The sequence below is a fragment of the Achromobacter sp. FW305-C-28 genome (genome assembly GCF_058783235.1).
In genome coordinates this window covers 278,906-305,440 of sequence record NZ_JBYSYL010000004.1, presented here as the reverse complement: position 1 = coordinate 305,440, position 26,535 = coordinate 278,906, and the positions used below count along the sequence as shown (strand labels likewise).

24 protein-coding genes are annotated in these 26,535 nt (G+C 63.8%); 3 read left to right on the top strand and 21 right to left on the bottom strand.

What is annotated here, in order from left to right; translation table 11 throughout:
* Positions 1 to 44: 44 nt before the first annotated feature.
* From AC3WMR_RS13520 to AC3WMR_RS13505, 4 genes are read right to left on the bottom strand one after another with little or no spacing between them, the layout of a single operon-like run.
* Positions 45 to 1,226 carry an ABC transporter substrate-binding protein gene (locus tag AC3WMR_RS13520; RefSeq protein ID WP_492265424.1) on the bottom strand — a complete coding sequence of 394 codons (1,182 nt, stop codon included), beginning with the start codon at positions 1,224 to 1,226 and terminating at the stop codon, positions 45 to 47.
* Between the two features lie 38 nt (positions 1,227 to 1,264).
* Positions 1,265 to 2,302, bottom strand: a complete 1,038-nt coding sequence (locus AC3WMR_RS13515) for a branched-chain amino acid ABC transporter permease (RefSeq protein ID WP_175192055.1) — start codon at positions 2,300 to 2,302, stop codon at positions 1,265 to 1,267.
* A gap of 3 nt (positions 2,303 to 2,305) precedes the next feature.
* Positions 2,306 to 3,184 (bottom strand): branched-chain amino acid ABC transporter permease, encoded by an 879-nt coding sequence (locus AC3WMR_RS13510; protein WP_492265423.1) that lies wholly within the window; start codon positions 3,182 to 3,184, stop codon positions 2,306 to 2,308.
* Positions 3,184 to 3,981 (bottom strand): ABC transporter ATP-binding protein, encoded by a 798-nt coding sequence (locus tag AC3WMR_RS13505; protein WP_369797636.1) that lies wholly within the window; start codon positions 3,979 to 3,981, stop codon positions 3,184 to 3,186. Before AC3WMR_RS13505 ends, AC3WMR_RS13510 begins: the two co-directional genes overlap by 1 nt.
* A gap of 258 nt (positions 3,982 to 4,239) precedes the next feature.
* Between AC3WMR_RS13505 and AC3WMR_RS13500 the strand changes: the two genes are divergently transcribed.
* Positions 4,240 to 5,043 (top strand): enoyl-CoA hydratase/isomerase family protein, encoded by an 804-nt coding sequence (locus AC3WMR_RS13500; RefSeq protein ID WP_492265422.1) that lies wholly within the window; start codon positions 4,240 to 4,242, stop codon positions 5,041 to 5,043.
* Between the two features lie 22 nt (positions 5,044 to 5,065).
* Here AC3WMR_RS13500 and AC3WMR_RS13495 read toward each other — a convergent pair whose 3' ends face one another.
* The 12 genes from AC3WMR_RS13495 to uvrB all read right to left on the bottom strand — a co-directional run bounded on the left by AC3WMR_RS13495 (position 5,066) and on the right by uvrB (position 17,024).
* Positions 5,066 to 7,186: a TonB-dependent siderophore receptor gene (locus tag AC3WMR_RS13495; RefSeq protein WP_492265421.1), complete on the bottom strand. Its 2,121-nt coding sequence runs from the start codon at positions 7,184 to 7,186 to the stop codon at positions 5,066 to 5,068.
* A 213-nt stretch (positions 7,187 to 7,399) separates the two neighbouring features.
* Positions 7,400 to 8,290, bottom strand: a complete 891-nt coding sequence (locus AC3WMR_RS13490) for a methylglyoxal synthase (protein ID WP_492265420.1) — start codon at positions 8,288 to 8,290, stop codon at positions 7,400 to 7,402.
* Positions 8,291 to 8,393: 103 nt separating this feature from the next.
* A complete protein-coding gene (iscX, locus tag AC3WMR_RS13485) occupies positions 8,394 to 8,588 on the bottom strand; it encodes a Fe-S cluster assembly protein IscX (RefSeq protein WP_025136001.1) in 195 nt (64 codons plus the stop codon).
* A complete protein-coding gene (gene fdx / locus AC3WMR_RS13480) occupies positions 8,588 to 8,929 on the bottom strand; it encodes an ISC system 2Fe-2S type ferredoxin (protein WP_006395860.1) in 342 nt (113 codons plus the stop codon). Before fdx ends, iscX begins: the two co-directional genes overlap by 1 nt.
* Before the next feature lie 9 nt (positions 8,930 to 8,938).
* Positions 8,939 to 10,801 carry a Fe-S protein assembly chaperone HscA gene (gene hscA / locus AC3WMR_RS13475; RefSeq protein WP_492265419.1) on the bottom strand — a complete coding sequence of 621 codons (1,863 nt, stop codon included), beginning with the start codon at positions 10,799 to 10,801 and terminating at the stop codon, positions 8,939 to 8,941.
* A 71-nt stretch (positions 10,802 to 10,872) separates the two neighbouring features.
* On the bottom strand, positions 10,873 to 11,379 hold the full coding sequence (gene hscB / locus AC3WMR_RS13470) for a Fe-S protein assembly co-chaperone HscB (RefSeq protein WP_492265418.1): 507 nt from the start codon (positions 11,377 to 11,379) through the stop codon (positions 10,873 to 10,875).
* Positions 11,380 to 11,382: 3 nt separating this feature from the next.
* Complete coding sequence (gene iscA / locus AC3WMR_RS13465; RefSeq protein WP_025135998.1) at positions 11,383 to 11,706, bottom strand: iron-sulfur cluster assembly protein IscA; 324 nt, start codon at positions 11,704 to 11,706, stop codon at positions 11,383 to 11,385.
* Between the two features lies 1 nt (position 11,707).
* Positions 11,708 to 12,112, bottom strand: coding sequence for a Fe-S cluster assembly scaffold IscU (iscU, locus tag AC3WMR_RS13460; protein WP_025135997.1), 405 nt, complete (start codon positions 12,110 to 12,112; stop codon positions 11,708 to 11,710).
* Positions 12,113 to 12,146: 34 nt separating this feature from the next.
* Positions 12,147 to 13,358: an IscS subfamily cysteine desulfurase gene (locus AC3WMR_RS13455; RefSeq protein WP_492265417.1), complete on the bottom strand. Its 1,212-nt coding sequence runs from the start codon at positions 13,356 to 13,358 to the stop codon at positions 12,147 to 12,149.
* Between the two features lie 21 nt (positions 13,359 to 13,379).
* Entirely contained in the window at positions 13,380 to 13,922 is a 543-nt protein-coding gene (gene iscR, locus AC3WMR_RS13450; RefSeq protein WP_175192048.1) for a Fe-S cluster assembly transcriptional regulator IscR, read from the bottom strand.
* 192 nt (positions 13,923 to 14,114) lie between these two features.
* Positions 14,115 to 14,606 carry a low molecular weight protein-tyrosine-phosphatase gene (locus AC3WMR_RS13445; RefSeq protein ID WP_006386176.1) on the bottom strand — a complete coding sequence of 164 codons (492 nt, stop codon included), beginning with the start codon at positions 14,604 to 14,606 and terminating at the stop codon, positions 14,115 to 14,117.
* Positions 14,607 to 14,855: 249 nt separating this feature from the next.
* Positions 14,856 to 17,024, bottom strand: coding sequence for an excinuclease ABC subunit UvrB (uvrB, locus tag AC3WMR_RS13440; protein WP_492265416.1), 2,169 nt, complete (start codon positions 17,022 to 17,024; stop codon positions 14,856 to 14,858).
* 77 nt (positions 17,025 to 17,101) lie between these two features.
* Here uvrB and AC3WMR_RS13435 point away from each other — a divergent pair, with 77 nt between their 5' ends.
* Positions 17,102 to 18,301 carry an amino acid aminotransferase gene (locus tag AC3WMR_RS13435; RefSeq protein WP_492265415.1) on the top strand — a complete coding sequence of 400 codons (1,200 nt, stop codon included), beginning with the start codon at positions 17,102 to 17,104 and terminating at the stop codon, positions 18,299 to 18,301.
* 170 nt (positions 18,302 to 18,471) lie between these two features.
* On the top strand, positions 18,472 to 19,122 hold the full coding sequence (gene lexA, locus AC3WMR_RS13430; protein ID WP_263910860.1) for a transcriptional repressor LexA: 651 nt from the start codon (positions 18,472 to 18,474) through the stop codon (positions 19,120 to 19,122).
* A gap of 179 nt (positions 19,123 to 19,301) precedes the next feature.
* Here the strand turns inward: lexA and lon are convergent, their stop codons facing one another.
* From lon to loiP, 5 genes are all read right to left on the bottom strand, one after another.
* Positions 19,302 to 21,752: an endopeptidase La gene (gene lon, locus AC3WMR_RS13425; RefSeq protein ID WP_025135991.1), complete on the bottom strand. Its 2,451-nt coding sequence runs from the start codon at positions 21,750 to 21,752 to the stop codon at positions 19,302 to 19,304.
* A gap of 253 nt (positions 21,753 to 22,005) precedes the next feature.
* Entirely contained in the window at positions 22,006 to 23,304 is a 1,299-nt protein-coding gene (gene clpX, locus AC3WMR_RS13420) for an ATP-dependent Clp protease ATP-binding subunit ClpX (protein ID WP_025135990.1), read from the bottom strand.
* A gap of 101 nt (positions 23,305 to 23,405) precedes the next feature.
* Positions 23,406 to 24,059, bottom strand: coding sequence for an ATP-dependent Clp endopeptidase proteolytic subunit ClpP (clpP, locus tag AC3WMR_RS13415; RefSeq protein WP_006395872.1), 654 nt, complete (start codon positions 24,057 to 24,059; stop codon positions 23,406 to 23,408).
* Between the two features lie 4 nt (positions 24,060 to 24,063).
* The gene (tig, locus tag AC3WMR_RS13410) at positions 24,064 to 25,374 is read right to left on the bottom strand and encodes a trigger factor (protein WP_492265414.1); all 1,311 of its coding nucleotides are present in this window, start codon (positions 25,372 to 25,374) and stop codon (positions 24,064 to 24,066) included.
* Positions 25,375 to 25,541: 167 nt separating this feature from the next.
* Entirely contained in the window at positions 25,542 to 26,297 is a 756-nt protein-coding gene (loiP, locus tag AC3WMR_RS13405; RefSeq protein WP_175192043.1) for a metalloprotease LoiP, read from the bottom strand.
* Positions 26,298 to 26,535: the final 238 nt, after the last annotated feature.

Genomic DNA, 26,535 nt, shown 5'->3' with positions numbered 1-26,535 from the left:
GCGGCGCTGGCGTCGTTGCAACGATTCCGGGTATCACGGCCGCCTCACTGCAGCACGATCCAGTCCGACGCCGGCACCATCTGCTTCTGCTTGGTGTCCGCGCGGTAGATCCGGCCCACGGGAATGGAATTGCCCTTGATCGAGATCGGCACCCCTATCAGGCCGCCGGTGTCGAAGTCCTTGATGCCTTCCAGCGCGGCCTTCATGTTGGCGCTGGTCAGCGCTTTACCCGCATCCAGCGTGCGCTTGGCGACTTCGGTGAACAGCATCGCGGCCAGGAAGCCCTGCATGTAGCCCGTGCTTTGGTACTGCGGCCGCATTTCGCGGATCTTCTTGAGCATCGGCGCGTCGGCCGCATCGTCATAGTAGTAACGGTAAGGCATCACGCCCATGAAGCCTTCGGCGTCCTCGCCCATCTGCATCACGGTGGAATTGTCCATGGTCCAGAACGTGCCCATGTAGCGCGTCTTCAGGCCCATGCGCTTGCCCTGGCCGACGAATTCCGGAATCGGCGCCAGCACATAGCCATGGAAAATCGTGAAGTCCGGATCCGCGCGGCGCAGCTTGATCACCTCGGTCGATACGTCCACGCTGCCGGGCGGCGTCATGATCTCGGTAGCCACCGTCAGCCCCAGCTTCTGTGCCACGGCGCGCGAACTCGCAATCGGGTCGCGGCCGAACTCGGTGTCCGAATACACGAACGCCACCTTGGCCCCCGGCTTTTCCTTGGCGATATAACGCAGCAGAATGCCGAACATCTCGGTGTAGTCCGGTCCCAGCATGAATTGCGCCGGATACTTGGCCGGATCGTTCAGTTCGGTGGCGAACGAGGCGCCCGTCATCAGGATGCTGCCCGCGCGGTTCAGTTCGGCGTTGATCGTCTTGGAAAACCCGGTCGAATCGCCGTAGTAGAAATTCACCTTGTTCTGGCTGGTGATCTTCTTGAAGGCCGCCACCGACGCATCCACCTTGTAGGCCGTGTCTTCCGGCACATAACGCACCTTGCGGCCCTTGACCCCGCCCTGGTCGTTGATGATCTTCACGTAGTCGGTGATGCCGGCATGGATGCCCTGCCCGGCAAACGCGAACACCCCGCTCAGCGGAATCGAGCCGCCCAGCACCAGGTCTTCTTCGGCGTGGGCCGCGGGCGCGGCCGCCATGGCCAACGCCACGCCCAAGGGCGCCAGCAACTTCGATAAACCGCTGCCTATCCGGATGCGCTTCATGTTGATGTCTCCTGGTTCTCTGGGTGCGCGGCCGCCGTCTACGTGCGGAATGGCCACAGGTGGAAGTAACGGCGCACGCGGCGCCAGATTTCCGCGAGCCCATGCGGCTCGAAGATCAGAAAGCCCACGATCAGCAGGCCGAACACGATCGTGCGTACGGGCGAAATCAGGCTCAGGGCATCGCCCCCCACCGGCAGCCAGCCCACGATCAGCTTGAGCAGTTCGGGCACCATCGTCATGAACACCGCGCCCAGGATGGAACCCAGGATCGAGCCCATGCCGCCCACGATGATGGCGGCCAGAAAGAAGATCGACATGATCAGCGGAAAGCTCTCCGGCGTGACCACGCGAAAGAAATACGCCCACAGTCCGCCCGCCACGCCGGCATAGAACGACGACAGGCCGAACGACAGCAGCTTGTAGCGCAGCAGGTGGATGCCCAGCACCTCGGCCGAAATGTCGCGGTCGCGAATCGCGATGAAAGCCCGGCCGATGCGCGTGCGGAACAGATTGGCCGCGCCCAGCACCATCAGCACGGTGAGCGGCACGATCAGCCAATAGATCTTGAACGACGTGTCCAGATCCATGCCCAGGATGCGGGCGGGCGGCACCTGCAACCCGCCGGTGCCACCGGTGAACTGCCAATTGGCGAAGACGAAATGCGCAATGAACGACGCCGCAATGGTCGATATCGCCAGGTACAGCCCCTTGACCCGCAGCGACGGAATGCCCACCAGCAGCCCGCCCAGCATCGCCACCACGCCCCCGCCCAGCAGATTGACCAGCACCGGTGTGCCCAGGCGCAGTTCCATCACCGCCACCGTGTAGGCGCCCAGTCCCATGAAGGCCGCCTGCCCCAGGCTCACCAGGCCCGTGTAGCCCGTCAGGATGTTCAGGCCCGTCGCGCTGGCCACATTGATGGCCACCAGGCAGGCCAGGTACAGCCAATAGGCGTCCGCCACGAACGGGAACAACACAAGGGATGCCGCCAGCAGCGCCAGCCACAGCCGCTGCGTGCGAGTATCGAACAGCGCCTGGTCGGCCAGGTACGTCTCTTTCGCGGTCGCGATGCGCATCGGCTACAGCCTCTCGATCTCGCGGGTGCCGAACAGCCCATAGGGCCGCAGCATCAGCACCACCACCAGCACCACGAAGGTCGCCAGCAATTTGTATTCGCCGCCCAGATAGGCGCCGGCCCAGGCTTCCAGCAAACCGATGAAGATCCCGCCCACCAGCGCGCCCGCCACGCTGTCCAGGCCGCCCACGATCACCACCACCAGCACCGACAAGCCAAACACGCCCATCGACGACGAAATGCCGCCGATCGCGCCGACGATCACCCCCGACACCGCGGCAATCCCGCCCGCTGCCGCCCACGACAGCGAAAACACCCGCGGCACGTTGATGCCCATCGCGTAGGCCGCGCCCTGGTCCGATGCCGTGGCGCGCAGCGCCACCCCGCCGCGCCAGTAGCGAAACACCGCCAGCACCAGCAGCACGAACGCCACCGCCACCCAGAAGCCGTAGAACACCTTGGGTGCCACGAAGGCCTCGCCCACCATCACCGGTGCACGCGGCATGAATTCAGGCAAACGGCGCTGGTCCGCCGTCCAGATCAGCTCCACCACCCCCACCAGGATCGACGCCAAGCCCACCGTGATCATGAACACCGAAATCGGCGACTCCCCCAGCATTGGCCGGATCGTCAAACGCTCGACCAGTGCACCCAGCGCCGCCGACACGCCTACCGCCCCCGCGATCGCCAGCCACACTGGCCACGCCATGCCGGCCGCAAAGGCATAGAACACATAGGCGCCCAGCATCAGGAATTCACCGATGGCGATGTTGACCACCCGCGTCGCCTTGTAGACGATCACGAACGCCAGCGCCGCCAGCGCATACAGCCCGCCGCTGCCCAGCCCAGCCAGCGAGACTTCCAGGAAGAACAGCCCGTCCATCAGGCCGCCTCCCGCAGCCGGCGCCGCAGGTCGCCCACGTCACCCGCGCCCAGATAGGCCTTGATGACTTCCGGGTCCGCCTGCACCTGCGTCGGAGACCCATCGGCGATCACCTGGCCGAAGTTCAGCACCACCACGTGGTCCGACAAGTCCATCACCATGCCCATGTCGTGCTCCACCATCAGCACCGTCACGCCCCATTCGGCGCGCGCATCCAGGATGAAGCGCGCCATGTCATCGGTTTCCTCGCGGTTCATGCCGGCCACCGGCTCGTCCAGCATCAGCACCTTGGGGTTCATCGCCAGCGCGCGCGCCAGTTCCACGCGCTTTTGCAGGCCGTACGACAGCGCCGCCACCGGCGCATGGCGGATGTGGTCGATCTCCAGGAAATCGATGATGCGTTCTTCGATGTCGGCGCGCAGCGCCATTTCCTCGCGGCGGGCGCGGCCCAGGTACAGCAGCGCGTCCAGCACCGTGCTGCGCAGGTGCGCATGACGCCCCAGCTTGATGTTGTCCAGCACCGTCATGCCGCGAAACAGCGCAATGTTCTGGAAGCTGCGCGCCAGCCCCAGGCGGGCCCGTTCGGGCGCGGCGACGCGCGTGATGTCCCGGCCCAGGAAGCGGATCGTGCCCGCGGCCGGCCGGTAGAACCCGGAAATGGTGTTGAACAGCGACGTCTTGCCCGCGCCATTGGGGCCGATGACCGTAGTGATGGACCCCGGCGCCACGCGAAAGCCCACGCCGCTGAGCGCCTTGACCCCGCCGAACGCCAACGTGACCCCATCCACCTCCAGCAACGGAGGGCTGTCGGATTGATCCACCTTTGTCTCCTCGCTGTGTCGCGAAGCTGTTTTTCTAATGGCGGTGAATCAGCGTAGCCCCGAGGCAGGCGATGCAGCGAACCTGTCTTTACCTACGCTGGTACAGCGCCGGAAAATCGTTCTATGCGTTACGCTTGCCGTGCGGATGGTCAACCAAGCAAGCGCTCGGTTTCGACCATAGCATCGTGGTTTTTGGATCGAAAGTTGGTATTTACCCGATAACGGAGACAGGCCATGACCCCTTCCCTTCCGATCTTTCCAACGCTGCTTCTTGATGCCGGCGATGGCATCGCCACCCTTACCTTGAACCAGCCAAACGCGCTGAACGCCATCAGCGTCGCCATGGCGCAAGACCTGCAACGCGCCGCGCAATGGCTCGACACGCAGGCCGATATCCGGGTGGTGCTGCTGCGCGGCGCGGGCAAGGCCTTCTGTGCAGGCGGCGACATTGCGATGTTCGAAGGCGGCGCCGATGCCGTGCGCGGCAAGCTGCTCGACCTGTTCACGCCCCTCAATGATTTCCTGTCGCGCATCGCGCGCATGGACAAGATCTGGCTCGCCCAGGTGCACGGCGTGGCCGCGGGCGCAGGCCTGTCCCTGGTGCTGGCCTGCGACCTGGCCATCGCCGACGCCGACGCGCGCTTCATGACCGCCTATCTCAAGCTGGGCGCCACGCCCGATGCCGGCATGACGCACGGCCTCATGCGTGTCGTGGGCCCCAAGCGCGCGCTCGACCTGCTGCTGCGCCACGATGCCTTCACCGCCGCCGACGCGCTGGCCTGGGGCATCATCACCCGGAGCGCCCCCGCGGGCCAGCTTGAACCGCAGGCGCAAGCCTACGCCCAGGCCATCGCCAGCCATGCACCGCACGGCATCGCCGGCGCCAAGCGCTTGCTGCGCAGCGCCGCGCAGGCGTCGCTGGAAACACAATTGGCCGAAGAAACCGCCACCTTCCTGGCATCGGCCCGGCGCGATGATTTCGCAGAAGGCGTCACCGCCTTCCGCGACAAACGCGCGCCGCGCTTCCAGGGCCGCTAGGCGCCCCGCCCGCAGGCCGGCATCAGAACTTGTAGCTGACGCTGGCGATCACGCTGCGCCGCGCGCCGTACCAGCAATCGCCGCGCGACAGGCACGTGGCCAGGTAGGTCTTGTCCATCAGGTTGTTGACGTTCAAGGCATAGCGCCACTGGCTGGTTTCATACGAAACCATGCTGTCCACCAGCCACACCGGCGCCAGCTTCGGCCCGTCGCCATCGCGGAACGACGCCATCCAGCGCGCGCCGGCGCCCACCGTGAAGCGCCCGTCCAGATGGTCCAGCGCAAAGCGATAGCGGCCCCACGCCGCAGCCTGATGGCGCGGAATGCCTTCCAGTTTCGGGTCCAGGTCGATGTAGTTGTAGTGCGCGATCACGTCGAACGATGACGTCACCTGCCCGCGCCACTCCAGTTCCACGCCGCGCGTGCGCGTCTTGCCGGTCTGGATGTTGTTCAGCGCCGACGTCGGGTCGGGCACCAGGCGGTTCTTCTCCCGCAGGTCATACACCGACGCGGTGGCCAGGTGGCCGCCGTCTTCCGACTGGTACTTCAGGCCCGCCTCCCATTGCTTGCCCCGCAGCGGCTTGTACAGCTCGGGCACGTCGCCCTCGGGCGTGCTGCGCGTGGTGCTGGCCACCGGCGTGAACGATTCGCTGTAGCTCACATACGGCGACCAGCCGTTGCTGGCCGCGTACATCAGCCCGAAGCGCTTGGTGGTGGCCTGGGCCTTGTCCGCGTCGCCCCCGTCGAGCTGGCTGCGCGCGCGGTCGTGGCGCAACCCGGCTGTCACGATCCAGTGCTGCCCGATCTTCATCTGGTCCTGCAGATAGATGCCGGTCTGGCTCTGCGTGAATTGCGGCTCGCCCGTCAGCACCGGAATGTAGCCATTGCCATAGACAGGCGCATAGGCGTCGATCGAATCCTTGCCGCTGCCGCTTTCGCGGTCACGGCGATAGCGCGCCCAGTCCAGCCCCAGCAACAGCTTGTGCGTCACGGCGCCAGTACGCACCTCCCCGGTCAGATGCTGGTCCAGCGTGTCCATGCGCACCTTGGTGATGGAATCATCGGCATAGCGGCCGATGATGCGCTGGTTGATGGGGTCTTCCGCCCAGCCCCCCGGCACCGTGAACGAATCCGCATAATGCGTGAAGTACGTCACCTTGTTGTTGGCGTGCCGAAAGCCCTGGCTGAACGACCATTTGTCGTTGAACTTGTGCTCGAACAGCCAGCCGATGCTGCGGCGCTCCGAATCGTAGCGATCGTGATCCGGTTCGCCAATGAAGCGATAGGTCGGGATGGTGCCATTTGGATTCGGCGTACGCATGCCGGACCACGGCATGAATTGGGCCGTCGACCCGGACTTGTCCTTCTGGTACAGGGCCTGCAGCGTGAAAGTCGTGGCCGCACTGGGCTGCCACGTCAACGATGGGGCGACCAGCGTGCGGTCGTCCGGCACATGGTGCACCTGGGTATCGGCGTCGCGCCCCAGCGCCACCAGGCGGTACAGCCACTGGCCGTCTTCGGTAATGGGGCCCGTCAGGTCGATCTGCGCCTGCTTGCGCCCATGGTTGCCGAACTGCACCCCCACCTCGCGCTGTGTCTCGGCCAGCGGGCGCTTGCTCACCATGTTGATGATGCCGCCGGTACTGCCCTGGCCATACGTCATCGCAGCCGGTCCGCGCAGCACTTCAATGCGCTCCAGCAGGTACGGATCGGGGCGCGTCGTGCTGGTGTAATAGTCAAATGCCTGGCGCAGGCCGTCCAGGTACACGTCGGCGTCCGTGCCCCGCACGCGCACGCTGTCGGTGCGCGAATCCAGCCCATACGCGTCGGACCGCACCCCGGCCGCATAGCCCAGCGCGTCCTGCAGGCTGGTCGCCCCCTGGTCCACGATCTGGTCGCGCGGCACCACGGTGATCGACTGCGCCGTCTCGATCAGCGGCGTATCGGTCTTGGTGGCCGTGGACGACCGCGTTGCCGCATAACCCATCACCGGACCGGTGGCGGTCTCGTCGCTGCCCTCCACCGTCACGGTCGGCAGCGTCGTGGTGGGCCCCACGGCGGCTTGCTGGGCCAGCAATACGGTGGGCAGCAGCCCCAATGCCGCGGCCACTCCGACGCGGCGGCGCATGACAGGACGAAACATCAACATGGCTCCCTTTTGTATGGATTTTGAAAGCCAAATGTTAATTGTTCTCTTTCATAGAATGGTTATTTTTACGATTCGAATAGCCAAGAAACCACAAACTACAAGGGCGGCACATGCGCCGCCCTTGCCTGCCTTGTCCTATCCGGCGTGCCGTCCCTACCCCGCTTGCTCTGCTATGCCCAGCTTGCAGGCAAGGCTCAGCTTGCCGCGCTACCCCCGCCCTGCGCGCAACTGCACGGCCTGGGCCCAGCGCCGCGCCACGGACGGAGACGTCGCGCAGGTAGCCGACTCGGTCACCACCCGCACTGCTCGCTCCAGCAACTGGATATCCGCTTCGTGCTGGCGGGCCACGTGCGGGTCTTCGAAGAAGATCACCCGCTGGCATTGATGTTCCAGCACCAGCTCGGCAATCTGGGCGTCGCCCCCCAGCGGACCACTCAGGTAGCGATGGACCCAGGGCGTGTCCTTGGGCCAGCCGCGCGACCAGGCCAGGTCGTTCAGGCGGCCGCCCGTCGTGCCCGTCGCCACGCGCCGCGCAAATTGCGACAGCACGTCGAAATGCTCGCTGGCAAACGCCACCATCTCGTCCTTGAGCGCGTCGTGGGCAATCAGCGCCAGCGTCTGGCCCGTGTAATTGAACAGGCGCGAGGCCGACACATCCGGCGCCAGGCCGGCATGGATGCGCTCGACCTCCATCCATTCAATGGCGCCGGCCAACGTCGAAATGAACGGCCGGCCGTGCGTGATGCATTGGCGCTTGAGCGCCAGCGCCTCGGGAAAAATCGACGACGGGTCCACGGGGTCGATCAGGTAGATCGCGCCGTCGAACGGCGCCTGTCCGTCGCGCCCCTCGGTCACGCGCGCCACCAGCTTCATCAAGCCGCCTTCGCGGCCATACGGGTAGCGGATCAGGCCGCTGTAACCTTGCAGCATGCCTTCGCGCACGATGGCGTCGTGCGTGCGGCCCACGGTGTGCAATTGCACGCCCAGTTCGCGGATCGTGGACGAACACGCCCGCAACCAGCTGAACAAGGCGGCATCGGGCGTTTCATGGTGCAGTCGGTTGGCGGCCAGGCCAAAGCGCAAAGGGGCAGCGGGCATCGGTAGACTCGGGCGGTAGGAACAACAAGAAGAGCCTTGATGATACCGCGCGACCGGCGCCCCAAAACAAAAACGCTCCCGAAGGGAGCGTTTGCGGCGCGGTTCAGTCGGCTTCGTCGATCCAGGCCATCTGGATGGCTTCCAGGATCTTCTCGCCGCTGCGTTCGGGATCATCACTGAACCCGGGCAAGGCCAGCACCCATTCGCGCAGTTGGGTGAAACGTAGCGTCTTGGGGTCGACGTCCGGATGGGCGTCCACCAGCGCTTCGGCGATCTGGTAGGTATCGGTCCACTTCATCAATGGCCCTCTTTGGCGTGGTTGATGGTGTACTTGGGGATCTCGACCGTCAGGTCGGCATCGGTCACCAAGGCCTGGCACGACAGGCGCGAGGTCGGCGTCAGGCCCCAGGCCTTGTCCAGCAGATCCTCTTCGTCGTCGGTCGCGTCTTCCAGCGACGCATAGCCCTGCTTGACCACCACGTGACAGGTCGTACATGCGCAAGACAGCTCGCACGCATGCTCGATGTCGATATGGTTGTCCAGCAGAACGCGGCAGATCGACACGCCCTTGGGCGCGTCTTCGATCACTGCGCCCTCGGGGCAGTAATCGGGATGAGGCAGTACGGTCAGTTTCGGCATAGCTTCTTATCAGGCAATTTCGTCAAGTTTGCGGCCAGCCAGGGCGGCGCGGATGCTGCGGTCCATGCGGCGGGCAGCAAAGTCGTCGGTCGCCGCCGACAGGGCCTCGGTCGCGGCCTTCACCGTCTCCACATCCTGGGCGTCCTGCGCCGCGAGCGCCGCTTGCAGGCATTCGTCCACGCGCTTGCGTTCGTCGGCATTCAGCAGATCGCCATCGGCCGCCAATGCGGCCTGCACCGACTCCACCAACTGGCGCGCATCCACCTGCTGCTCGCGCAACATGCGGGCGCGGGCATCGGAATCGGCCTGCGCCACGCTGTCGGCCAGCATCTGCGCAATCTCGTCGTCGCCCAAACCGTACGACGGCTTGACCGACACCGCAGCCTCGACACCCTTGCTCTGCTCACGCGCGGTCACGCTCAACAGTCCGTCCGCATCCACCTGGAAGGTCACGCGGATACGCGCGGCGCCGGCCACCATCGGTGGAATGCCGCGCAGCTCGAAACGCGCCAGCGAGCGGCAATCGGACACCAGGTCGCGTTCGCCTTGCAGCACATGGATGCTCATGGCCGTCTGGCCATCCTTGAACGTCGTGAATTCCTGCGCGCGCGCCACCGGAATGGTGCTGTTGCGGGGTATCACGCGCTCGACCAGGCCACCCATCGTTTCCAGGCCCAGCGACAGCGGAATCACGTCCAGCAGCAGCCAGTCTTCGCCCGGTGCGCGGTTGCCGGCCAACAGGTTGGCCTGCAGGGCTGCGCCCAGCGCCACCACCTGGTCCGGGTCCAGGTCGGTCAGCGGCGCGGTGCCGAACATCTCACCCACCGCCGCCCGCACCACGGGCATGCGCGTCGCGCCGCCCACCATCACCACGCCGCGCACGTCCGCCGGCTTGAGCTCGGCATCGCGCAGCGCACGGCGCGCGCATTCCAGCGTGCGCTGGATCAAGGGTTGCGCCAACGTTTCGAATTCGGTCCGCGTCAACGTGCGGTCAATCGCCTGGCCGCCGGCCAGCGTCAGTTGCAAACACGCTTCCCGCGCATCCGACAGCGCTTCGCGCACCGCACGCGCCGCCATCAGCAGGCCGCGCCGATCGGCGTGCGTCAGGTCGCCCGCGCCAGCCGCCGCCACCACGTGGTCGACGATCAGGGAATCAAAGTCATCGCCGCCCAGCGCGGTATCGCCGCCGGTGGAAATCACCTCGAACACGCCCTGCGTCAACCGCAGGATCGAGATATCGAACGTGCCACCGCCCAGGTCGTACACCGCGTACACGCCTTCGGCGGCGTTATCCAGGCCGTAGGCAATCGCCGCGGCAGTGGGTTCATTCAACAGGCGCAGTACATTCAGGCCGGCCAGCCGGGCGGCATCGCGAGTGGCCTGGCGCTGCGCATCGTCGAAATACGCCGGCACCGTGATCACGGCGCCCACCAGGTCGTCACCCAGCACATCTTCGGCGCGCTGGCGCAGCACGGCCAGAATCTGCGCCGACACCTCGACCGGGCTCAGGTCGCCCTGCACCGTGCGGATGCGCACCATGCCGGGCGCGTCCACGAATTCGTAAGGCGCGCGCGTGGCGCGCGCCTCTTCCAGCGAACGGCCCATGAAGCGCTTGACCGACACCACCGTGTTCAACGGGTCTTCGGCCTGCTGCGCCAGGGGCTCGCGGCCCGTGGTCACGCGGCCGCCGGGGTAGTAGCGCACTGCCGACGGCAGCAGCACGTGCCCCTCTGCGTCAGGCAGCACTTCGGCCACGCTGCTGCGCACCGCGGCTACCAGGGAATTGGTCGTGCCCAAATCGATACCCACCGCCAGCTTGCGCTGGTGCGGCGCGGGCGATTCACCGGGCTCGGAAATCTGCAATAAGGCCATGATTCTATTTTTCTGCTCAGTAGGCGGCAAAGCCTAGGCGTCCGGCGGCCAGGCTCGTCCGGATCGTCAGGCTAGGGATGGGCGTGCGCCAGCTCTTGCGCCAGCTTTTCCACGAACATCCATTCCCGCACCTTCAGGCCCGCGGCCGCGTAGTCGTGCTGTTCGTCCAGCAACCGGGTCAGCGTGGCGCGCATCTGCACGCGGGCGTCCTGCAACTCGGCCTGCAGCGCCGCCAGGGCGTCGGCGTCATCGCGCGCATCGTCCAGCATTTCGCGCCAGGTCATCTGCTGCATCAGGAAAGCCGTGTCCATGGACGTGTTGCTCTCGGTCTGCAAATCGACGCCCGCCTGTTCACACAGGTAGCGCGCTCGCAACAGCGGATCGCGCAACAGCCGATAGGCTTCGTTGGCGCGCGCCGCCCACTGCATCGCCACGCGGCGTTCCGCGGGGCTGGCCGTAGCAAAGCGGTCAGGGTGCACCTGCGCGGCGACGGTGCGCCACGCGGTTTCCAGCGCCTGCGCATCCAGGTCGAAGCGTGCCGGCAAGCCGAACAGGCTGAAGTGGTCGTCTCCAGCCAAGACTTACACCGTGAACGACTCGCCGCAGCCGCAGGTCGCCTTCTCGTTGGGGTTGCGGAACTTGAAGCCTTCGTTCAGGCCTTCGCGGGCGTAATCCAGCTCGGTGCCGTCCAGGTAGGACAGGCTCTTCGGATCGACGAACACCTTCACGCCGAAGCTCTCGAAGACCTGGTCTTCGGGCGCCACGTCGTCCACGTACTCCAGCTTGTAGGCCATGCCGGAGCAGCCCGTCGTCCTAACGCCGAGCCGCAAGCCAATACCCTTTCCGCGCTTTTGCAAGTAGCGGCCGATGTGGGTGGCAGCCTGTTGGGTCAGGGTAACGGACATGTCAGTTCGCCACAGCTTCGGCCACGACCGAATGCTTTTCCTTGTAGTTCTGCACGGCGGCCTTGATCGCGTCTTCGGCCAGGATCGAGCAGTGCACCTTCACGGGCGGCAGGGCCAGTTCTTCGGCGATCTGCGTGTTGCGGATGTTCATGGCTTCGTCCAGCGTCTTGCCCTTGACCCATTCGGTCACGAGCGAGCTGGAAGCGATGGCCGAGCCACAGCCGTAGGTCTTGAAGCGCGCATCTTCGATGACGCCGGCCTCGTTGACCTTGATCTGCAGCTTCATGACGTCGCCACAGGCGGGCGCGCCGACCATGCCGGTGCCTACCGAGTCGTCCGACTTGTCGAACGAGCCGACGTTGCGCGGGTTTTCGTAGTGATCCAGGACTTTGGTGCTGTAAGACATATCAGTTCTCCACGTATTTCGTTGGCGCGGGCGCTTAGTGCGCGGCCCACTGCACGGAATTCAAGTCGACGCCTTCCTTGGCCATTTCCCACAGCGGCGACATATCGCGCAGCTTGCCGACTCGGCTCTTGAGCAATTCGATGGCGTAGTCCACTTCCTTTTCGGTCGTGAAGCGGCCCAGGGTGAAACGGATCGAGCTATGCGCCAGTTCGTCGTTGCGGCCCAGGGCGCGCAGCACGTACGACGGCTCCAGGCTGGCCGAGGTGCAGGCCGACCCGCTGGATACGGCCAGTTCCTTGATCGCCATGATCAGGGACTCGCCTTCGACATAGTTGAAGCTGACGTTCAGGTTGTGCGGCACGCGCTGGTCCATGTCGCCATTCAGGTAGACCTCTTCGATCTGCGACAGGCCGGCCCACAGGCGATCACGCAGCATGCGGATGCGCTCGTTTTCGGTGCCCATTTCTTCGCGCGCCAGGCGGAAGGCTTCGCCCATGCCGACGATCTGGTGCGTCGCCAGCGTGCCTGAGCGGAAACCGCGCTCATGGCCACCGCCATGCATCTGCGCTTCGATGCGCACACGCGGCTTGCGACGCACGTACAGCGCGCCGATGCCCTTGGGGCCGTAGGTCTTGTGGGCCGAGAACGACATCAGGTCGACCTTCAGCTTCTGCAGGTCGATCTCGACCTTGCCGGTCGCCTGCGCGGCGTCCACATGGAAGATGATGCCCTTCTCGCGGCAGATCTCGCCCAGGGTTTCGACATCCTGGATGACGCCGATTTCGTTGTTCACCATCATCACGGACACCAGCACGGTGTCGGGGCGCAGGGCCGCCTTGAAGACGTCCAGGTCGATCAGGCCGTTGTCCTTGACGTCGAGGTAGGTCACTTCAAAGCCCTGGCGCTCCAGTTCACGACAGGTGTCCAGCACGGCCTTGTGCTCGGTCTTGATGGTGATGATGTGCTTGCCGCGTTCCGCGTAGAAATTGGCAGCGCCCTTGATGGCCAGGTTGTCCGATTCCGTGGCGCCGGAGGTCCAGACGATTTCACGGGGGTCGGCGTTCACCAGCTTGGCCACTTCTTCGCGAGCGCGTTCGACCGCGTCCTCGGATTCCCAGCCAAAGGCATGGCTGCGCGAAGCGGGATTGCCAAAGTTCTCGTACAGCCAGGGCACCATCTTGTCGACGACACGGGGGTCGACAGGCGTCGTGGCCGAATAGTCCAGATAGATCGGGCGGGTGGTCATTTCTACAACTCCTGATGCTGCTTATACGGTGGCGTTGGCCGCGACGGTCGTGGTCGGGGCATTGGCGGCGGCATTGGCGCCCCCCACCCGATTCACACGCACCGCGCAGGCCTGCGCTTGATTGTTGGCTTCCTGCAGTTGGCGCACGCGCTGCTGATCAACCAGATCTTGCAGGGACACCGAATCCAGGTAATCCACCATCTTGCGATTCAACGTCGCCCAGAGCTCGTGCGTCATGCACTTGCCGGGCTTGCCGTCGTTGCCGCTCGTACAGTCCCGCTTGCCGCCGCAGCTGGTCGCGTCCAGCGGCTCGTCGACGGCAAAGATGATGTCGGCTACGGTCACGTTGCGCGCCAGGCGAGCAAGCGAGTAGCCGCCGCCGGGGCCGCGCACGCTGTCCACGAGTTCGTGGCGACGCAGTTTCCCGAACAGCTGTTCCAGGTACGAAAGCGAAATGTTCTGACGCTGGCTGATGGCCGCAAGAGTGACCGGGCCGCTATGCTGCCGCATAGCGAGATCGATCATGGCAGTCACGGCGAAACGCCCTTTGGTAGTTAGCCGCATGGTGGGTTCCCTGTGATTCGGCAATGGCCGCCGGCGAATCCGGCGGTCAATACCCGAGTAATTGGCTCAAGTATAGCAAATTCCCGACTAATTTGGTATGGCTCCCGGCTAGAAAAAACCGCGCAGTTGCGCGGTTTTTTTCACTACCAAATTGCCCAGGGCCGCCCGTGGGCAGCCTGGCGCACCAGGGGATCAGGCCGCCTGGTACTGGGTAGCGCGCTTGCGGACCAGCTCGAGCACGCCCTGACAGGCATCTTCGAGGTAGTCGAGCACTTTGCCGAAACCGTCGGCGCCGCCGTAATACGGGTCCGGCACGGTGGCTTCTTCGAACTCGTTGGCAAAGCGCATCAGCAGCATCAGCTTGTGCTGGTAGGCCTTGGGGCACTGCTGCTGCATGGCAGACAGGTTGTCCCAATCCATGGCGAGGATGAGATCGAAGTCGCGGAAATCTTCTGCGGTGACCTGACGCGCCTCGCAGTGCGTGATCTCGTAGCCGCGCTTACGCGCCGCAGCCTGCGCCCGGGCATCAGGCGCCTCGCCGATATGAAACGCGTGCGTGCCCGCGGAGTCGATGCGAACCACATCGCCCAAACCCGCGTCGTTCACCAAATGGCGAAACACGCCCTCTGCGCTCGGCGAGCGACAGATATTGCCCATGCAAACGAAAAGTACCTTGGTCATCATGGGAGTAAGTGTGCGGGAAAACCCGAGATAAGGCAAGCTTTTTTTACGGCGCCGGCCAGGATGCCGCGCTGATACGTCACCTTAAATATTCACTATAAATCATATAGTTACAGCCCACACTTAAAGTCTGAGACGATGCTTCCGGCGGATCAATTGTCCAAATATTGAGCATGTAAATGCTACGGCGCGCGTATCCCCACTGTTCAGCGACCTGTCAGCGCACAGATACATTTAGATACTGCAATAGCGTCATACCGCCCCGTCCAACAGCACCCGCTGCTTCAACGCGTTCAGCGCGTCGCGGGCTGCCGCGGCCTGTTCGAATTCCAGATTGCGGGCGTGGTCCATCATCAGCTTTTCCAGGCGCTTGATCTCGCGCGCCAAAGCCTTTTCGTCCTTCAGGAATTCCGCGGGCACCGCGGCTTCCAGGGCGTCGTGCTGCACCGGCGCCACGATGCCGTCGATCAACTCGCGCACCGCCTTGTGCACGCCGCGCGCGGTGATGCCGTTGTCGGCGTTGAACTGCAGCTGCTTGGTGCGGCGGCGGCTGGTTTCTTCCATGGCGCGCTGCATCGAATCGGTGATGCGGTCGGCATACAGGATGGCGTGGCCGTTCAGGTTGCGGGCCGCCCGGCCGATCGTCTGGATCAGGCTGCGCTCGGACCGCAGGAAACCTTCCTTGTCGGCATCCAGGATGGCCACCAGGGACACTTCCGGAATATCCAGGCCTTCACGCAGCAGGTTGATCCCCACCAGCACGTCGAACGTGCCCAGGCGCAGGTCGCGGATGATTTCGACGCGTTCCACCGTATCGATGTCCGAGTGCAGGTAGCGCACCCGCACCCCGTGCTCGGACAGGAAGTCCGTCAGGTCTTCGGCCATGCGCTTGGTCAGCGTGGTGACGAGCACCCGCTCGCCCTGCCCCACGCGCGCCTTGATCTGGCCCAGCAAGTCGTCCACCTGTGTGCGGGCAGGCAGCACCTCGACGATCGGGTCGACCAGGCCGGTGGGACGAACCACCTGCTCGATGACATTGTCGGTGTGCTCTTTCTCGTAGGCGGCGGGCGTGGCCGAGACGAACACGCATTGGCGCATCCGGGCCTCGAACTCCTCGAGCTTGAGGGGCCGGTTGTCCAGCGCCGACGGCAGGCGAAAGCCATACTGCACCAGCGTCTCTTTACGCGACCGGTCGCCGCGATACATGGCGCTGAGCTGGCCGATGGTGACGTGGCTTTCGTCGATGAACATCAGCGCATCGGACGGCAGGTAGTCGATCAGCGTGGGCGGCGGATCGCCCGGCGCCGCACCCGACAGGTGGCGCGAGTAGTTCTCGATGCCCTTGCAAAAGCCCAGCTCCTGCAGCATTTCCAGGTCGAAGCGGGTGCGCTGCTCCAGGCGCTGGGCCTCGACCAGGTGGCCGTCGTCGACGAAGCGCTTGACCCGTTCGCGCAGTTCTTCCTTGATGGTCTCGATGGCGCGCATGACCGTGTCGCGCGGCGTCACGTAGTGCGAGCCAGGGTAGACGGTAAAGCGCGGCAGCTTCTGGCGGATACGGCCGGTCAGCGGATCGAACAGCTCCAGGCTTTCGATCTCGTCATCGAACAGGGTCAGCCGCAGCGCCAGTTCGGCGCTTTCCGCCGGGAAGATATCGATGGTTTCGCCACGCACCCGGAACACGCCGCGCGTGAATTCCGCGTCGTTGCGGGTGTACTGCATGGCCACCAGGCGCGCCAGGATCTCGCGCCGCGAAATCTGGTCGCCGGCGCGCAGGATCAGCACCATGGCGTGATAGTCGCCCGGGTTGCCGATACCGTAGATACACGACACCGTGCCCACGATGATCGTGTCGCGGCGCTCCAGCAGGCTCTTGGTGGCCGACAGCCGCATCTGCTCGATGTGCTCATTGATGGACGAGTCCTTTTCAATGAACAGGTCGCGCGTGGGCACGTAGGCTTCGGGCTGGTAGTAATCGTAGTACGACACGAAATACTCGATCGCGTTCTTGGGGAAGAACTCGCGCATTTCGGCGTACAGCTGGGCCGCCAGGGTCTTATTCGGGGCCAGAACCAACGCCGGTCGCCCGAGCTGGGCAATGACGTTGGCCATGGTGTAGGTCTTGCCCGAACCGGTCACGCCCAGCAGGGTCTGGAACATCAGGCCATCCTGAATGCCCTGCACCAGGCCCTCGATGGCCGCCGGCTGGTCGCCGGCGGGCGGGTACGGTTGGTACAGATGAAACGGGCTGTCCGGAAAATCCACGAATCCGGCACCCGCCGGGCCCGCACCGGGTACAGCCGTAACGGGGGCAGCGCCGGTCGATGCGATGGTCGACTCGCTGGTCGATTCGCTGGCTGCGCCAGCAGTTGCACCAGCGGCGGCCGCGCCCGCAGCACTCGGGTCTATTGCGCTCTTAGGCATGCTAGACTGTTCCCAGGGTAAACCCCCCATTATCCACAGCACTTCCCACTGCGTCCACTCACCCTCAGCAGAGTCCCATGAGCACCCTTTTCGATTCCGTCGAACTCGCGCCGCGCGACCCCATTCTTGGTCTGAACGAACAATACAACGCGGATACCCGCCCCGGTAAAGTGAACCTGGGCGTTGGCGTGTACTACGACGACCAGGGTCGGATTCCCCTGCTGGGCGCCGTGCGCAAGGCCGAAATCGCCCGCATCGAAGCCGCCGCTGCCCGCGGCTACCTGCCGATCGAAGGCATCGCCGGCTACAACCAGGGCGCACAAGCCCTGCTGATCGGCAAGGATTCCCCGCTGGTCACCGAAGGCCGCGTCCTGACCACCCAGGCCCTGGGCGGCACCGGCGCCCTCAAGATCGGCGCCGACTTCCTGCGCCAGCTGCTGCCGACCTCGAAGGTCCTGATCAGCGATCCCAGCTGGGAAAACCACCGCGCTCTGTTCGAACGCGCCGGTTTCGAAGTCGGCACCTACGCCTACTACGACGCCGCCACCCGCGGCCTGAATTTCGACGGCATGTTGGCAGCCCTGAAGGCTGCGCCGGCCCAGACCGTCGTCGTGCTGCACGCTTGCTGCCACAACCCCACCGGCGTGGACCCCACCTTCGAACAATGGCAGCAGATCGCCGCCGTCGTGAAGGAAAACAACCTGGTCCCGTTCCTGGACATCGCCTACCAGGGCTTCGGCGAAGGCCTCAAGGAAGATGCGGCCGTCGTGCGCCTGTTCGCCGACCTGAACATGACCATGTTCATCAGCTCGTCGTTCTCGAAGTCGTTCTCGCTGTACGGCGAGCGCGTCGGCGCCCTGACTGTCGTGGCCGGCAGCAAAGACCAGGCCACCCGCGTCCTGAGCCAGCTCAAGCGCGTCATCCGCACCAACTACTCCAACCCGCCCACCCACGGCGGCACGATCGTCTCGACCGTCCTCAACACGCCTGAACTGTTCGCCATGTGGGAACAGGAACTCGGCGGCATGCGCGACCGCATCCGCCTGATGCGCAAGCAGCTGGTCGAGAAAATCAAGGAACACGGCGGCAAGCAGGATTTCAGCTTCGTGCTGCAACAACGCGGCATGTTCTCGTACTCGGGCCTGACGTCGGCCCAGGTCGACCGCCTGCGCGAAGAGCATGGCGTCTACGCCGTCTCCAGCGGCCGCATCTGCGTCGCCGCCCTGAACAGCGGCAACATCGACCAGGTCGCCAAGGGCATCGCCGCGGTGCTGTAAACCGCCTCGCATAGCCGGCACATGTCAGACGGGACCTTCGGGTCCCGTTTTTTATTACACGCCTGCCATGGCCGCTTGCCGTCTATATCGACACCCGCTTGCTTTTTTGCGTTATGTCCCCCAGAATGCTGCTGTATATATGTACAGTCCGACCCCAACGGATCATCGCCATGGCCAGCAAACTCACTGATCGTCAACAGCAAATCCTGGACCTCATCCGGCAAACCGTCGCGCGTACCGGGTTTCCGCCCACCCGCGCCGAAATTGCCCTGGCCCTGGGATTCCGCTCGCCCAACGCGGCCGAAGACCATCTCAAGGCCCTGGCCCGCAAAGGCGCCATCGAACTCACTGCGGGCGCCTCGCGCGGCATCCGCCTGAAAGATGCCTCGGCCGCCCCCACGCAAGCCGCCCTGCCCCTGCCGGGCCTGGCGCAACTGCTCCTGCCGCTGGTAGGTCGGGTGGCCGCGGGCAGCCCCATCCTGGCCGCCGAGCACGTAGAACGCGAAATCGGCGTCGACTCCAGCCTGTTCGCCCAAGCGCCCGACTACCTGCTCAAGGTCCGCGGCATGAGCATGCGCGACGCCGGCATCCTCGAAGGCGACCTGCTCGCCGTCAAGAAAGCCTCCGAAGCCCGCAACGGCCAGATCGTGGTGGCCCGCCTGGGCGACGACGTCACCGTCAAGCGCCTGCAACGCCAACATGGCCGTATCGAGCTGCTGCCCGAAAACCCCGACTTCGACACCATCGTGGTCGAAGCCGACCAGGAATTCGCCCTCGAAGGCATCGCGGTCGGCCTGATCCGCACGCACGCCCTGCATTGATGCGGCACTGAACCGCGCGCCAGGCGGGCCTTTCAGGCCTTGCCAAGCCACGCACAGCGCCCACTTCGCCAGCGTAGTTCAGGGCACACTGCAGTTCAGAGGCAAGCTCCAAAAAAGAAACCCCGCCATGGCGGGGTTTCTTGTTGCAGGCGCCGCAAGCAGCGCCCTCCAGGCCGGGATCAGTGCTTGAGCACCGGATCCGTCGAACCCGGCTCGGCCGGCTTGGCCACCAGCGGTTCCTTGACCGCCTCGTCTTCAGCCAGCGGTTCGGGCAGACGCTCCAGAGCCAGTTCCAGCACCTTGTCGATCCAGCGGACCGGCACGATCTCGAGATGGTTCTTGACGTTGTCCGGGATCTCCGCCAAATCCTTGACGTTTTCTTCCGGGATCAAGACCGTCTTGATACCACCACGGTGGGCGGCCAGCAGCTTTTCCTTCAAGCCGCCGATCGGCAGGACTTCGCCACGCAGCGTGATTTCGCCGGTCATGGCGACATCGGCGCGCACCGGAATGCGCGACAGCGCCGACACCATGGCCGTGGTGATCGCGATACCCGCGGACGGACCGTCCTTGGGCGTCGCGCCTTCCGGCACGTGCACGTGCATGTCGTGCTTCTCGAAGACGCTGTCGGCAAAGCCCAGGCGACGTGCCCGCGAGCGCACCACCGTACGAGCCGCCTCGACCGATTCCTTCATCACGTCGCCCAGCGAACCGGTGCGTTGGATCACGCCCTTGCCGGGCATGTCCGCCACTTCGATCGTGAGCAGGTCGCCACCGACTTCCGTCCAGGCCAGGCCGGTCACTTGGCCGATCTGATTTTCCTTTTCGGCCATGCCGAAGGTGTAGCGGCGCACGCCGAGGTAGTCGCTGAGGTTGTCGCCCGTGACATTGACCGGCTTGACCTCGAGGGTCTTGCCTTCGGCCTTGGCGCGATCGGTCTGGGTCAGCAATTGCTTGATGACCTTGCGGCAGATCTTGCCCACTTCGCGTTCGAGCGCACGCACACCGGCTTCGCGGGTGTAATAGCGCACGATATCGCGCAAGGCGCTGTCATCGACGGTCAGCTCGGTATCCTTTACGCCGTTGTTCTTCATCAGCTTGGGCAGCAGATGGTCGCGGGCGATGTGGATCTTTTCTTCCTCGGTGTAACCCGACAGGCGGATCACTTCCATGCGGTCCAGCAGCGCCGGCGGAATGTTCAGCGTGTTGCTGGTCGCCACGAACATGACGTCGGACAGATCGAAGTCGACCTCGATGTAGTGGTCCTGGAACGTGTGGTTCTGCTCAGGGTCCAGCACTTCGAGCAATGCCGACGAGGGATCGCCGCGGAAATCCATGCCCAGCTTGTCGATTTCATCGAGCAGGAACAAGGGATTGCGCACGCCGACCTTCGACATGTTCTGGACGATCTTGCCCGGCATCGAACCGATGTAGGTCCGGCGATGGCCGCGGATCTCGGCTTCGTCGCGCACGCCGCCCAAGGCCATGCGCACGAACTTGCGGTTCGTGGCCTTGGCGATGGACTGGCCGAGCGAGGTCTTGCCGACGCCCGGAGGGCCGACCAGGCACAGGATCGGCGCCTTGACCTTGTCCACGCGCTGTTGCACGGCAAGATATTCAAGGATGCGTTCCTTCACCTTCTCCAGGCCGTAGTGGTCGTTGTCCAGTACGGTTTCGGCGTTGGAGATGGAATTGTTGATCTTGCTCTTCTTTCTCCAGGGGAGATTGATGAGCGTATCGATGTAGTTGCGCACCACGGTGGCTTCGGCCGACATGGGCGACATGAGCTTGAGCTTCTTGAGCTCGGCATCGGCCTTTTTACGTGCCTCTTTGGGCATGTGGGCAGCGATGATCTTCTTTTCGAGCTCTTCGATGTCCGCGCCTTCTTCGCCTTCGCCCAACTCTTTCTGAATGGCCTTGACCTGCTCATTCAGGTAGTAGTCGCGCTGGCTCTTTTCCATCTGCTTCTTCACACGGCCGCGAATCCGCTTCTCGACCTGGAGGATGTCGATTTCGGTTTCCAGCTGCGTGAGCAAGCCTTCGAGGCGCTCGGAGGTGCCGACGATCTCGAGCATTTTTTGCTTCTGCTCGAGTTTCAGCGGAAGATGCGCGGCGATCGTGTCGGCCAGGCGGCCGGCGTCATCGATGCCGGCGAGCGAGGTCAGGATCTCCGGAGGGATCTTCTTGTTCAGTTTGACGTATTGCTCGAACTGGGCAACGATCGCGCGGCGCAAGGCCTCGGTTTCGGAGCCTTGGACGGCGTCCGGCTCGATCGGGGTGACCTGGCACGTAAAGTGCGAATCGGCGTCTTCGATGCTGTTGATGCGGGCACGCTGGGTGCCTTCGACCAGCACCTTGACGGTGCCGTCGGGCAGCTTGAGCATCTGCAGGATACCGGCAACGCAGCCGATCTCGTAGACGTCTTCGGGGGTGGGATCATCCTTGCCGGCGGACTTTTGGGCCACCAGCATGATGCTCTTGCCCGCTTCCATCGCAACCTCGAGCGCGCGGATCGAGCGCGGACGGCCGACGAACAGCGGGATGACCATGTGCGGAAACACCACGACATCGCGCAGTGGCAGCAGGGGAAGGTCGATCGGGTCGGAAGGCAGGGTCTGGCTGGCAGACATAGGAGGTTCCTCGGTATGACTCGGCGTATCGGGGACAGGATGACCGGGTATACCCGGGCATCTTCGTCAGTTACGTCTGTTATGGGAACAATAGCCGAAAATTCAAGATCCCGGCTGCCGGATAAACAAAACGGCAAAAAAAACAGCGGCCGGTATCCCTTGTTTTCTTGGACACGCCCCGAGAGCATGCGTTCAACGCCTGGCCCCGAGGTAAAAAAACCCGTTACGAGAACGGGTTTTTCTGAAATAACCGTCAGGCCGCGGCGTCGCGGACTTCTCCGCGCTCGGGCTTTTCGGCGGCGCTTTCTTCGTCCGCGTAGATCAGCAAGGGCTTGCCCTCGCCTTCGATGGCGCCTTCGTCCAGCACCACGCGCTTGACGTTGCCTTGCGAAGGCAGGTCATACATGGTGTCGAGCAGGGCCTGCTCGATGATGGAACGCAGGCCGCGGGCGCCCGTCTTGCGCTTGAGCGCCTTGCGGGCGATGGCCTTCAAGGCGGCCGGGCGCACGTCCAGCTCGGCGCCTTCCATGGCGAACAGCTTCTGGAACTGCTTGAGCAGGGCGTTCTTGGGCTCGGTCAGGATCTGGACCAGCGCGGCTTCGTCGAGCTCGTCCAACGTGGCGACCACCGGCAGACGGCCGACCAGTTCCGGAATCAGGCCGAACTTGATCAGGTCTTCGGGTTCGACCTCGGAGAACAATTCGCCCACGCCGCGTTCGGACTTGGCGCGCACGGAGGCCGAGAAGCCGATGCCGGACTTTTCGGTACGGTCGCGAATGACCTTTTCCAGTCCGTCGAAGGCGCCGCCGACGATGAACAGGATGTTGGTCGTGTCGACCTGGACGAAGTCCTGGTTGGGGTGCTTGCGCCCGCCCTGCGGGGGCACCGAGGCCACCGTGCCTTCGATCAGCTTGAGCAAGGCCTGCTGCACGCCTTCGCCCGACACGTCGCGGGTGATGGACGGGTTGTCGGACTTGCGGGAAATCTTGTCGATTTCGTCGATGTAGATAATGGCGCGCTGCGCCTTCTCGACTTCATAGTTGCAGTTCTGCAGCAACTTCTGAATGATGTTTTCGACGTCTTCGCCCACGTAACCGGCTTCGGTCAGCGTGGTGGCATCGGCCATGACGAACGGAACGTTCAGCATGCGCGCCAGCGTCTGCGCCAGCAACGTCTTGCCCGACCCGGTGGGGCCGATCAGCATGATGTTGCTCTTGGACAACTCGACTTCGTCGCCCTTGATTTCGCCGTGGCGAATACGCTTGTAGTGGTTGTAGACGGCCACCGCCAGCATGCGCTTGGGCGAGGTCTGCCCAATGACGTACTGGTCGAGGAACGTCTTGATCTCAGCCGGAGTGGGCAGTTCGGAACGAATCGCCGCGCGCGCGGTAGCCTGCGCTTCCTCGCGGATGATGTCGTTGCACAGGTCTATGCATTCATCGCAGATGAATACCGACGGACCCGCGATCAGCTTGCGGACTTCGTGCTGGCTTTTATTGCAAAACGAGCAATGCAGCACTTTTGCGTCTGCCGATCCCTTTTTTTCTGGCATATGTAGTCGTATCTCAGGTAAAGAAGCGCCGGACCGGGTAAACGGCCCGGCGCCTGCGCTTACTCAAACGTGGCGGTAGCGGGTCAGACTCAACCGGGAAGTCAGCCTTCCGAACGGGAGGTCATCACCTTGTCCACCAGTCCATACGATACCGCATCTTCGGCGGACATGAAGTTGTCACGTTCCGTGTCCAGGGCGATGCGCTCGATCGACTGGCCGGTGTTGTCGGCCAGGATGCGATTGAGACGCTCGCGCAGGTCCAGGATCTCGCGAGCCTGGATCTGGATGTCGGAGGCCTGCCCCTGGGCGCCGCCCGAGGGCTGGTGGATCATGATGCGCGAGTTGGGCAAGGTAAAGCGCTTGCCCTTCTTGCCAGCCGCCAGCAGGAAGGCGCCCATGCTGGCCGCCAGGCCGGTGCACAGGGTCGACACGTCCGGCTTGATGAACTGCATGGTGTCGTAGATGGCCATGCCCGCGTACACCGACCCGCCAGGCGAGTTGATGTACAGGGAAATGTCCTTGTCAGGATTCTCCGATTCCAGGAACAGCAACTGCGCCACGACCAGGTTGGCCGTCGCGTCGTTGACCGGGCCCACCAGGAAAATGAGCCGCTCGCGGAGCAGACGCGAATAGATGTCGTAGGCGCGTTCGCCGCGCCCCGACTGCTCGATCACCATGGGAATGTAGCCCAGGCCGGTGGGGGTCACCGAAGACCCGCCATTCATTGCCGCATAGAAATCGGTGAATCTCTGCATAGTGTTACGCCATCCCCATCAACTGATCGAAAGGCACCTTTTCTTCGGTGACCTTGGCCTTGTCCAGAACGTGTGCAACGACGTTGTCTTCGAGCACGATAGCCTCGATTTCAGCACGACGTTGACGGTCAGCCAGGTAATAGCTGACAACCTGGGCGGGTTGTTCGTAGTTTTCCGCGAATTCTTCGATGCGGGCACGAACCTGTTCCGGCTTGGCTTGCAGCTGGGCTTGCTTGACCAGTTCGGACACCAGCAGACCCAGGCGCACGCGGCGCTCGGATTCGGTGGAGAAGGCTTCGGCAGGGATCGGCACGGACTCGGCGTTCGGCACACCGCGTTGCTTCAGTTCTTCGCGGGCAGCGGCGATGCGGCTTTGCACGTCGTTGTCGACCAGGGCCTTCGGCACGTCGAACTTGCCGGCTTCGACCAGGGCGTCCATCACGCTGGACTTGGTACGGCCTTGCGAGCGCACCTTGACTTCGCGTTCGATGTTGCTGCGGATGTCGGCCTTCAGCTTTTCGACGTCGCCTTCGGCCTGGCCGAGGGACTTGGCGAATTCAGCGTTCAGCTCGGGCAGGACGCCTTCAGCCACTTCCTTGACGGTGATGGTGAATTCGGCGGTCTTGCCAGCGACTTCCTTGCCTTGGTAGTCGTCAGGGAACTTCAGCGGGAAGACCTTGGATTCGCCAGCCTTCAGGCCGCGGGCGGCTTCTTCGAATTCCGGCAGCATGCGGCCTTGGCCGAGCACGAACGGGAAGTCTTCGGCCTTGCCGCCTTCGAACGGCACGCCGTCGATGGTGCCGGCGAAGTCGAGGGTGACGCGGTCGCCGTCTTGCGAGGCGCGGCCTTCACGGGCTTCGAACGTGGCGCGCTGCTTGCGCAGAACGTCCAGGGTCTGTTGCACTTCGGCGTCGGTGACGGCGGTGTCAAAGCGGGTCACGGCCAGTGCCGACAGGTCGGGCACGGTGACTTCGGGGTAGACCTCGAACGTGGCGGTGAACGCCAGCGTGTCGTCGGTGACGCCTTCGGTCTTGGGTTCCAGGTTCGGGGCACCGGCGACGCGCAGCTTGGCGCCGTCGACGGCTTGTTCGAACGCACGGCCAACTTGGCTATTGATCACGTCGTAGCGGATGCCGGGGCCATGGCTGCGCTCGAGCATGGCGAGCGGCGCCTTGCCGGGACGGAAGCCGGGCACCTTGGCGGTACGGGCCACGCGCTTCAATTGCGCCTGGACTTCCTTTTCGACGTCGGCCACCGAGACGGCCAGATCAACACGGCGCTCCAGGCCGGAGAGGGTTTCAACCACAGGCTGCATTAAAAGACCTATTTTCCGAGAGATAAGAGATGACGGGCGGATAAACGCGCCATTTTACCGGAAACTTCCGGAACCCTGACGCAAAGGGGTGCGAGCCCCCGGATAAGCCCGGATGCTCGCACCCCGTTTCCACCCCCGAAGGGAGGCAAACGCCCGCTTGGGACGCTTTATTTCGCTTTGGCGATGCGATCTTCGATGTGCTGAGCGCGCTTTGCCGAAGACGGATGGGAGCTCATCATATCGCTCTTGCCGCCATCAAGCTCGGCCAGCTTCTGGAACGCGGTCACCAGACCCTTCGTGTTGAGCTTCTTGGCCTGCAGCTGGTCGAACGAGTAGTCGTCGGCGGCGCTTTCCTGCGATTGCGAGAACTGCGCGTTGATGAACTTCTCGGTCAGGTCGCCCAACTGGGACGAATTCAGGGCGGCGACGGTGGCGCCCCCGGCAGCGCCAGCGGCGTCGCGCGCGGCCGACACGGTGTAAGCGGTCTGCATAGCCTTCTTGCTGTGGCCCAGGGCCACGTGGCCGATTTCGTGGCCGACCACGCCCATCACTTCGTCGTCGGTCATCATGTCCATCAAGCCGCTATAGACGCGGATGCAGCCGTTGGCCATGGCCCAGGCGTTCACGTCCTTGGTGATGTAGACCTTGTAGTTGGCCTTCTGGCCGTTCACGGTGCCGCCCAGTTGCTTGGCAATCTTCTGCAAGCGGGCGTCGTACTTGCTGCCCGGTGCAGCGATCTTTTCCTGGGAATCGCTTTGCGCGCACGCCTTGTCGGACAAAGTCTTGATTTCGGCATCGCTGAGGGTGGCGGCCTGCACCACCTTGCTGCCGGCGCCCACCAGGCCCCCGATGTCGAGGGCATGCGACGCGGAATAAGGGGCAAGCGCAACGGCCAGGGCGGCAACGGTGTAGCGGATCTTCATGGAAAAACTCCTCTTGACTGACTCTTTGCGAGTGAGGCGGCAATTCTATATACGCCAAAAGGTCGCAAACCGTTTCGCCACAGAGTTTCGCAAATGCGAACTTCACTTACACAAAAGGCATGCAAATGACTCGTTAGCGTGGTAAATACCGTCGCCGCGATACCGAATTGTCATCAAAAACAAATTCCCGAGTGGTCCGGCATTGATAGAATTGCCGCCGCACTTTTTCGCACCCAAC